Annotated in this window: 11 protein-coding genes; 2 read left to right on the top strand and 9 right to left on the bottom strand. The window is 30.0% G+C overall.

What is annotated here, in order from left to right:
• Positions 1 to 5: 5 nt before the first annotated feature.
• From FMM05_RS02545 to FMM05_RS02580, 7 genes are all read right to left on the bottom strand, one after another.
• Positions 6 to 1,403 (bottom strand): GspE/PulE family protein, encoded by a 1,398-nt coding sequence (locus FMM05_RS02545; RefSeq protein ID WP_143371766.1) that lies wholly within the window; start codon positions 1,401 to 1,403, stop codon positions 6 to 8.
• Positions 1,404 to 1,897: 494 nt separating this feature from the next.
• Positions 1,898 to 2,332 carry a type IV pilin protein gene (locus FMM05_RS02555; protein WP_185965492.1) on the bottom strand — a complete coding sequence of 145 codons (435 nt, stop codon included), beginning with the start codon at positions 2,330 to 2,332 and terminating at the stop codon, positions 1,898 to 1,900.
• A gap of 26 nt (positions 2,333 to 2,358) precedes the next feature.
• On the bottom strand, positions 2,359 to 3,474 hold the full coding sequence (locus tag FMM05_RS02560; RefSeq protein ID WP_143371768.1) for a type II secretion system F family protein: 1,116 nt from the start codon (positions 3,472 to 3,474) through the stop codon (positions 2,359 to 2,361).
• Positions 3,464 to 3,964 (bottom strand): prepilin-type N-terminal cleavage/methylation domain-containing protein, encoded by a 501-nt coding sequence (locus tag FMM05_RS02565; protein WP_143371769.1) that lies wholly within the window; start codon positions 3,962 to 3,964, stop codon positions 3,464 to 3,466. The genes FMM05_RS02560 and FMM05_RS02565 overlap by 11 nt, the downstream gene beginning before the upstream one ends.
• Entirely contained in the window at positions 3,957 to 4,298 is a 342-nt protein-coding gene (locus FMM05_RS02570) for a hypothetical protein (protein WP_143371770.1), read from the bottom strand. The genes FMM05_RS02565 and FMM05_RS02570 overlap by 8 nt, the downstream gene beginning before the upstream one ends.
• Positions 4,273 to 5,304 carry a polymer-forming cytoskeletal protein gene (locus FMM05_RS02575; RefSeq protein WP_143371771.1) on the bottom strand — a complete coding sequence of 344 codons (1,032 nt, stop codon included), beginning with the start codon at positions 5,302 to 5,304 and terminating at the stop codon, positions 4,273 to 4,275. Before FMM05_RS02575 ends, FMM05_RS02570 begins: the two co-directional genes overlap by 26 nt.
• A gap of 172 nt (positions 5,305 to 5,476) precedes the next feature.
• Positions 5,477 to 6,268 (bottom strand): toxin-antitoxin system YwqK family antitoxin, encoded by a 792-nt coding sequence (locus FMM05_RS02580; RefSeq protein WP_143371772.1) that lies wholly within the window; start codon positions 6,266 to 6,268, stop codon positions 5,477 to 5,479.
• Positions 6,269 to 6,553: 285 nt separating this feature from the next.
• On the opposite strand from FMM05_RS02580, the gene FMM05_RS02585 reads away from it, so the two are divergent.
• Both FMM05_RS02585 and FMM05_RS02590 read left to right on the top strand, forming a co-directional pair.
• Positions 6,554 to 7,426 carry a hypothetical protein gene (locus FMM05_RS02585; RefSeq protein WP_143371773.1) on the top strand — a complete coding sequence of 291 codons (873 nt, stop codon included), beginning with the start codon at positions 6,554 to 6,556 and terminating at the stop codon, positions 7,424 to 7,426.
• Position 7,427: 1 nt separating this feature from the next.
• The gene (locus FMM05_RS02590; protein WP_143371774.1) at positions 7,428 to 8,111 is read left to right on the top strand and encodes a hypothetical protein; all 684 of its coding nucleotides are present in this window, start codon (positions 7,428 to 7,430) and stop codon (positions 8,109 to 8,111) included.
• A 25-nt stretch (positions 8,112 to 8,136) separates the two neighbouring features.
• Here the strand turns inward: FMM05_RS02590 and FMM05_RS02595 are convergent, their stop codons facing one another.
• Both FMM05_RS02595 and FMM05_RS02600 read right to left on the bottom strand, forming a co-directional pair.
• Positions 8,137 to 9,183 carry a tyrosine-type recombinase/integrase gene (locus FMM05_RS02595; RefSeq protein ID WP_143371775.1) on the bottom strand — a complete coding sequence of 349 codons (1,047 nt, stop codon included), beginning with the start codon at positions 9,181 to 9,183 and terminating at the stop codon, positions 8,137 to 8,139.
• Positions 9,184 to 9,235: 52 nt separating this feature from the next.
• Positions 9,236 to 9,697, bottom strand: coding sequence for a hypothetical protein (locus tag FMM05_RS02600; RefSeq protein WP_143371776.1), 462 nt, complete (start codon positions 9,695 to 9,697; stop codon positions 9,236 to 9,238).

The following is a 9,697-nucleotide window of genomic DNA, read 5'->3' on the forward strand; positions in this document are numbered from 1 at the left end:
TTTAGTTAGATGTTTATCAATATAGAATATATTTCCTCAAGCGAAGTACCGCCTTCCGCGAGTATATCAAAAGCCTTGTCTGATAAGCTTTTATGACCTTCAATTGTATTTATTTTACTTATAAAATTATTTTTTATAGCTTCTGCTGTGGGCATATCAATATTAAGCACTTCATAAATTGCAATCCTGCTTTTATAGCCTGTATGGTAACACGAATTGCACCCGCCGGCTTTATAAATTTTTGTAAGCTCGTAAGGAATTTTATAGCTTACAGGGAAATCTTCCCGTGCATAGTTTACTTCTTTTTTACAATTATCACATAGTTTTCTAACAAGGCGCTGCGCTACAGACAGATTAAGTGTTTCGGCTATAAGATATGATGGTATTCCCATATCTATTAATCTTGAAATAGTTCCTGTAGCAGAGTTGGTGTGAATTGTAGATAAAACCAAATGCCCTGTTAACGATGCCCTGATTGCCATTAAAGCAGTCTCGGGATCCCTTATCTCTCCTAACATAATTACATCGGGGTCCTGCCTTAAAAAAGACTTTAATGCAGTGGCAAAAGTTAAACCTATATCTTCTTTTAACTGTACCTGGTTTATGCCTTTAAGTGTATACTCTATAGGATCTTCTACAGTAACAATATTTCGTTTACTGTCGTTTAAAAGTTTAAGCGTGGCATATAGCGTGGTGGTTTTACCAGAACCGGTTGGACCGCTAATAAGTATAATACCGTGCGGCTTTTTAACAGCTTCAAGATAATCATACAGCTCCTGGTCTTTAAGTCCTAATGTTTTAAGATCTATATTAGAAGCATCTTGTCCTAAAAGCCTCATTACAATTTTTTCGCCAAAAAGTGTTGGCAAAATAGAAACCCTTATATCAAAATTATTATTTGTTATCCTGCCATCCTGCGGCAGCCTCTTTTCGGTAATATTAAGTTTTGCCTTAATTTTAATTTTATTTACCAGCTCTAAATAGTTATCCTGTTCTACCTTATATCTTTCTATAAGCTGGCCGTCTATTCTAAAGCGTATACGCGCACTTTCTTCGTACACTTCAAAATGAATATCACTGCTTTTAAGCGATTTAGCTTCGCGCAAAAGTGTATCAAGAAAATCAGTATTCTCTATATTTAAAGATTTTTCTGTCTCTACAGCTCTCTCTTTCCTATAGTATACAGAAAGTGCTTTTTCTATTTCTATAGATGAGTAAGGCAATAAATTAACCTTACCACCTAATAATAATTCGAGTTCATCTTTTAAATCATCTATTGAGCTTGTTTCATCTGCATAAAAACTAAGCATACCGGCTTCGTTACCTTTAGGAAGTATTTTATAATGATTTGCCATATCACCAGAAATAAGATGATGATTTTCCTGCTGGACAATAATTTCCATAGTTATCTAATTAAAGTTAGGTTATAATTATCCGTTAATAGATCTATAGCTATTATAGCAGTAAGCAAGAGAGAGGCATATCCGGCTAAAGGTATCGTAGCGTTTGATTTGTACATCTTTTTAAATATATAGTACAAAACAATTGAGAACACTAGCGAAAAAATAAAATATAAAATATAATTATTAAAAACAAAAAATGGTGTTACAGCCAGATAGAATATCAGGTCACCTATGCCAAAATAATTTTCAAAAGGATTTGTTACCGATTTATTTTTAAAACTCATATAACCAAATAAAATTAAAAAGGTTAAAACAAAAAATAAACTATTATAAATTAAGATAATATAATTTGAGTTATTTAGGTAAACACCGGTTAAATAACATCCTGAAATAAAAAGGACTATAGGCAAAAGTATATGTATATGCCTGTATTTTACATCCTGATAAAACATTATAAGAAGACAAAGGAGCGTAGTTATAATACTGAGTATCATTTATTCTTTAACAACTTCAGTTAATACTTTCTTTTGGTCAATTTCCCATGTATTAAAACTCCCATCGCCATCAAGATCACTTACAGAAGTTGCCCTGGCAAGAAAAGAATTATTTGATGATTCTACAATTTCAATTTTATACACGGCCTGCCCCCCTTCTTCAACAGTTAGCTCCTGTTCAAAACCAAGTTCTTCAAGACTGCCGGAATACTTAGAATACCTATAAAAATTACTTTTCTGAAGCCCATAAACCTGATTAAGCATTGCCTGTGCCTCAATTGCTTTTGCCTGGCCTATAACCGATGTTTGGTTGGGTAACACCATTAGCAATAAAATACCTATAATACATAAAACAATAAGTATTTCTGTTAATGAATAAGCTTTAAGATTGCCCTTTTTAAATTGTTTAGTAATTTTAGTTAGATTGGTTTTCATATTCAAAATGTTATTTTGATACTTTTTTAGTGATTAATGATTTTACTTAAATCAAACATTGGTGCATACATAGATATCATTATAACACCTACAACTAAGCCGATTATTATTATTATAAGAGGCTCTAATATTACCCCTATCATTTTTGTTTGATGGCTAATTTCTTCGTTATACTGATCGCTTAGCCGCTCAAACATTATATCTAATTGGTTAACCTGCTCTGCCACTTCAACCATAGATATTAATTTATCTTCGTATACTTTATGTTTTTTTAAACATTCGCTTAAAGATGCACCGCGTGTAATATCATATTTAATTTGTTCGATTGAACTTTCTATAGGATAAAATCCTATCATCTTTGCAGTAAGTGATAGTGACGTTATTAACGGAGTTTTTGATGTAATTAAAAGATTCATAGATTGACAAAATCTCGAAATATAAATTTTTTGTATTAGATGCCCAAAAAAAGGAATTTTTAAAACCATGCCTGCTAAAAAATTTCTGTAGCCATTTTTTTTACGCATACTATAATGCATAAAAATTAAACCAATAATAATAATAGCTAAAACACTAAACACAATGCCAGAGTTATTTGATATTTTTATTATATACTGAGTACTTTTAGGTAACTCACTACCAAACTGCTTAAATACAGAGCTAAACATGGGTACTACTTTTGTAAGCATAAAGTATAGCACTAAAAATGTAACTATAAGCACTATGCATGGGTAAGTAAGTACCGAAACTATTTGCCTTTTCATTTGTATTTTTCTGCTAAAAAATTTTTGCAGCTCTAAAAGCACTTCTTCCAGTTTCCTGGTTTCTTCACCTATTTGTATACTGTAATATTCATAAGCCGAAAAATGGCCCGATACCATCATTGCTTCATAAATAGTTTTACCTTCAACAACTTTATCTTTAATTTCCTGTATAATTTCTTTTTCTAATTTATCTTTAGTTTGTCTTGCTAAAATTTCTAACGCTTTTTTAAAATCAACCCCTGCTTTAAGCAACATACCCAACTCTCTATAAAAAACTTCCTTCTTTTTATCGGAAAATTTTTTATTAAAGTTAATTTCCCAATTAAGATTTAAACTCTTTTGGGGCGTAGTCTTTTTGTATGTGCTTAAATCAAAACTCATTTTTATCTTTTACTTTTAAAAGTTGATCGGCGTATATTTTTTTATAAAAATTTAATTGTGTTTCTACATTATCAATATTTAAATGACACTGCAACCTTTGATAAATATTTTTTTTTGACTCACTGCTTATAGTATCAATTTTTACTTTTGTTACGGCTACAAAAAATGTATCTGTAAGATTTTCACGCTCTAATACAAAATATTCTGCTGTATAATTATATCGTGATTTACTACCATCATAGTTATTAAAAATAAGAGCATCATCATCTAAAAGCATCATCAATTCGCTATCATAAATACCTTTTTGTAAGCTATAGGTAAGCCTGTTTACATCATTAATTTGTTGATTTTGCTTTTTAAAATCAAACAATCTTTCAGAACTCACAGTAAATATTACAAAAATTATAGCAATTATAATTGCTGTAATTGCAAGGCCTACAACCACTTCAACTATTGTAAATGCTTTTATATTGTAGCCGTTATTATTCATTATTTGTATAAAAAAACTGCTCAGGATAATCCTGCACACTGTCTCTGTATTTTACAATAGTTTTACTAAGATTACTATTTACAATCTGTGTTTCTATGTTATAATTTTGTTGGCCTTTTTCTTCAAATATTGAATCTTGTTGTAATTGAGCCATAAAAAAGGCTTCATATATTTTGTTCTTAGATGAATAAAATTTTAAAGATGTTTTGCTTGTAAAAACAGCCGAATATATCATGACCGCTATGTATAAACATACTGATATGATACTTAATGCCACTACAGATTCCAGCAATGAGTTCGCTTTAATATTACAGTAATCTTTTAATAAGCCCATACTTCTCTTCCTTTTCATTAAAAACCTGCACTCCAATAAAATAGCTGGGTCTTTTTTTACTATTTATTTCAACATCTGCCAAACAATTTTCATAATTAGATACGGCTGTTTTGTGCGAAAGTTTGTTAGTGTAAACTGAGCCAAAAACATCACTTTTAAGCATCAGCTTACCTTTACAATATATATCCCCAACTATATAACCACCCTTATCAATATCAATACTATTATTATCTAATGCTCTGTCCGGAAATCCAAAAAGTATAATATTTCCTAAAATTTTAGTGTTTTCGCCAATAATTATAGTACTCTCATCTAACGTATCGTTAAAAATCGTTACTCCTGAAGGATATAAAAATTCTGAATTTTTACCTATTTGCAATCTTTTGGTAGCCAGTGCCTGTACAGTACCTTTAAATCCATCTTCAAAAACAATTATCGGAGCTCTAATTATAACATCCTCAAGATGAACGGTATTTTTTATATAAACTGAGTCTGCCGAATAAAGCACAATATTGCCCTTAATATTCACATTAGATAAAACCGACCCACTTATATTAATATTTTTTGTCTCATTAAAAAAAGAGTTAAAGTATAATGAATCATTTATCTTTTCCACGTTAGCCAAGTTGCTATTAACACCCGAGTTTTGCTGAAATGCATCTTCTAATCTGTTGTTAATTTCAGGAAGGTAATTTAGTGATTTTGAGACACCACCGCTTAATGTCAGCAAATTAGGCTTACTATCAATGTAAAGTGCCCTGATGTCTTCTGATGATAATTTCTTTTCTCCCACTAACTTTACGCTACCGGAGTATGATAGACTATTACCAAAATCGGTTAAATACAAACAGGTAGCATTATTATCATACTGCCCTGCAAAATGAACCGATGCAACAGTATCATTCTTAACAAATGATCTTGCAGTAATAACTGTAAACAAACCAAATTGTTTGATATCATATTCATCAGTTATACCATTTTGGGGGTCGGGTTCAGTATTTTCCATATCCATATTGCCCAAAGCAAAATTCACTAAAGATTGGTTGTGCACATAGAGCTCTTCGTGGGTAACATAATACAGATTTAACTGATTGTATAAGTTAGCTATATATAACAATGAACCACATAGTAAAGACACTATTAGGCAAACATATATGGCATATAGTAAACTATGGGCTTTAACCATTATTTTGATTCTCTTTATTTTTTTTAGAAAATAATCTTTTAAAAAAGCCAGGCTTTTTTTCCTTTCGCTGCTTAACTGTTTCAGCCTGTTGTACGGCTTTAACTTCTGCAGTATCGTTAATTGGCGCGTCTTTCTTTTTAAAAATTCGTTTAAAGAACCCCGGCTTTTTTTGATTAGCAGAATTTTCCTGTACAGCTACTTTATTTTTATTGTCCTTTTTATAAAACACTCTTTTTATAAAACCAGGCTTACCGTTAGCTGGCTGAAGCGTATCTTTTACAGGCTTAACTTTTTTAACAACAACTTTACCTTCGCGGTACTTAAGAGTATCTTTGTTTATAAAATTAATCCAACGGCCATGCTTTAAACTATTTTTATAAGTACCTGTTTCGGTTAAAAAACCGGTTTTATCATACGCAAAATAACTTCCGTCTTTTTGTCCATCATCATAATAGGTCTTTGATTGCAGCGTACCATTTTCAAACCAGGTTTTCCAATAACCTTCTCTTAGGCCTTTTTTATATTTACCGGCTTCGGCGAGCTGATTACTATGATAATATTTTAAGAAATCGTCTTGAAGGAGTTCACCGCCAACACCATGCTCGCTACTATGTATAGTTCCTCCTTTAAACCAATAATATGTTTTACCCTCCTTGGGTGTAATATCCTTATCGGTTGTAAAAAATTCATACCGGAAATACTCATCCGAAATGCGCTTTTTTAAGGATGTTTCACTAAACGAAAATAGGGCAAAAACTCCCAGTAACAGAAAATACTTACGCATATAAAAACCGTATTTAGTATGGGCAATATAACATTTTTTTAACGAGATTTAACAAAGTTTTAGGTACTTTAACACTTAGTAAACCGCACATTTTTTTCGTAATTTTTACACTACAAAAAGTGCTACATTTTACGATAATATGCATTTTTTGATATATAAATAATTTTTGTAAAGTCATATAAATAAAGGGCTTTATCGTAATAAGATTACTATCCTTTCGGGATGCTCGTGCCTAACCGCCATGGCAACACTCCTGACTACAGGTATGGGTTTAATGGACAGGAAATGGTTGATGAAATATCTGGAGAGGGAAATCATACAACAGCACAATTTTGGGAATACGATGAAAGGATTGCATTTAGATGGAATAAAGATCCCGTTGTAAAACATTTTGAAAGTTCGTATTCTGTTTTTGGCCGAAATCCTATTTGGAGGATAGATCCTAATGGAGATGACTGGTATATAGCAAAATCTGGGAAAAAAACTGGCGAATATAAATGGTTTGAAGGTAATGGCAAGCAAAAAGGATATAGTCATGCTGGAAATTATAAAGTAGAATATGATAGAACAAAAAATACAGTTAATGTTTATGAGGGTAAAAATTCTGTATTTAAAGAAAGTATTAATATGGATGTGATTAAAAATGACAAAAACGAGTTTGTTAAGTTTAAAGACGATAGAGCCGCAAAATTTTCAATGTTGTCAGCTGAAAGCGGAGGAGTAAATATTATGGATGAGGATCCATTTTTCGATCCACTAATTATATCAGCCTCAATTGATAACAGACAAAAAGTTAGCGATGCAGGAAATGACGGTTTTGCATCTTACAAAGGTCAGGCGTATATCGGTTACCATGCGAAAAAAACTAAGGCTTATAAAGATTTTTCTGAGGGAAACAAAAAAAGATTTAATGATAATATGTGGGGCGAACATTTATCATTATCTACAGTTTATAACGCACTTGATTCCCCTGTAACAAAACTTAAAACTGACTTTCAAATGAAACAGGCAAATTATATATTATATTATTCCCATCCAGGTGGGCATCCTCAAAGCTCACCAGCGTTTAATCTTGTTTTACCTACAAACATAAAACATCGATTTGTTAGTGTACAAGGTGATAAAACATATATGAACACGTTGGATAATAAAAAATAATATGAAATACATCTACATATTATTTTTTATTGCTATCACTTGGCATATTGGAGGTCAAACAATTCTTACTCCTGATACTTTATCTAAAGTAGCATGGGAAAAATTATTTAAAAAAAGCTTTGGGAAAAAAGTTAAAAAAAAATTGACCATTAAAATTAAAAATAATAATTACTTTTTTCCTGAAAATTGGTATTATGACGATATTAAAAAAGACTGTTCTGAGTGCAATTACTTATTTTATACCATAGATGAGAATTCTTTTTTGCTAATTATGTACAATGATGTACAAGTTGGTAATTATATATTTTATTTTAATGACAAAAAAATCTCTAAAAGTTGGGTCCAGATAAATTATCTGGCAGATGTGACGAATTTTTTCAGAATTAATTCCGAACTATATATGTTCGAATTAAAATATTTTGACTATTCTAAAAATGAGAATACTTTTAGATATATATTTTTAAACCCTTCAAGTGGAATTATTACAAATGAAGTAATTGACACTTTTGCAAATACATTAGAAATTATGGATATAAATGATAGTAATAAAAGCATAAGAATTAAAATTAACAATAATTATTTCTACTATAGTTACAAATTTTTTAAATTTATTGAGGTTCCAATAAATCCTAAAGGATTTATAATTTCGGATTGCATATTTCGCTATATAAAGAAAATAAAGTAAACTTTATGAAAAATAAAATGAATTGTTAAATTAAATTTAATTTATTGTACACCTTTTCAACCTCATTATCCATGTAGGATTGGGCATAGTGCACGTAACGGTTAAAAGAACTACTTGCTGTACTATGCCCACTTATTTTTCGTACCAAATGCTCCGGCATTCCTAAAATTAAAAGCGTGGTTATTGCGGTGCGCCGCATCATGTGCGAACTCATTTTATCACAAAAGCGATTATTGGCGACTGTGTTTTTGAGAGCGATTTTTTTTGTCTTGCCTTGTTTTTCTCGGGATACTTCTACGACATTTGTAAACCCTGCCTGCTCGCCAATTTGTTTTAAACTTTTATTGAAATTAAAAAGACTAATTGTACCAAATACAGGAAGTTTACTGTTGGCCGCCTTATACTTTTTATAAATATCTATAGCATATCCTGGTAATTTAATATAACTAAAAACCTTAGTTTTTTGCGATTTTAATTTTATATACCAGTCATCTCCGGTTTGTTCAAAATTTTTATTTGTTAATGAAAAAATGTCAGAAAATCGTAATCCGGTTGTACAGCCAAAAATAAAAATATCTTTTATACGTCTTAATGAAGGAATAAGGCTTTGTTCAAATTCTTTATTATGTATTAAAAATTTAAGTTGCTCCGGAGAAAGTACAAATATTTCAATCTCTTCTTTTCGAACATAGAATAAACGTTGAAAATCGCCGGTATTAAAATCTTTATCATTTTTTAAATAATTAAAGAACACCCTGATAGTCTTCACATTATTACCTACATAATTATCGTAACAACCTTTTTTATATAAAAAATCGGTAAATTTTTGATAAAACTTTTTCCAGTAATTCTTTTCAGATTGTAATTCCCTTGCATTAAGTTTTGATGCATCACATAGTCGTAATTCAAATTTTTGTTCAGTACTAAATTGTACCAAATTTTGTAAAACATAATAATAGTTTTGTATAGATTGGGGCTTTATTCTTTCTCCATTTTTTTTTAACCTTTTACCTGTTTCGGTATCTTTTATAAATTGTTTAAATAATGGTATTAATGGTAAAACTTTTTTCATTATGTTTTTACCAAATATAGAAAATATAATATTTAGAACAGATTTTAAATTCTTAATGTGTGAAAGCTCCCTTTTGATTAACCAAAATTATCTTATGGTTTTGATATGATAATTTTACGCTGAATTTTGTTCTATATATATAATTAAGATTTATACTGATTTGATTATTTTCAACCATTATTTTATAATTGTAGCTACATGGATATGCAGTCATAGATACTTTATTACCTTCCATTATATAAATGTTTTGATAAAATATTACACCTTTTTTAATAAAACTATCGTCTTTTTCAATAACAACAAAAATATCATTTGGACACTTATATATACATATCGAATTATCCATTTTTACAAATACGTCAACATCTTTAATAAAATTTCCCAAACTATTTTTTATTAAATATTTTTTTGGAATGATTTCATTACTAACTGCTTTTGCCCATGAAGTATAGTTAGCATTTATTTCTTGTTGTGTAATAAATAATTTTATTATACAACAAGAAATAATAGTCAT

The organism is Flavobacterium zepuense (assembly GCF_007097145.1).
Taxonomy (GTDB): domain Bacteria; phylum Bacteroidota; class Bacteroidia; order Flavobacteriales; family Flavobacteriaceae; genus Flavobacterium; species Flavobacterium zepuense.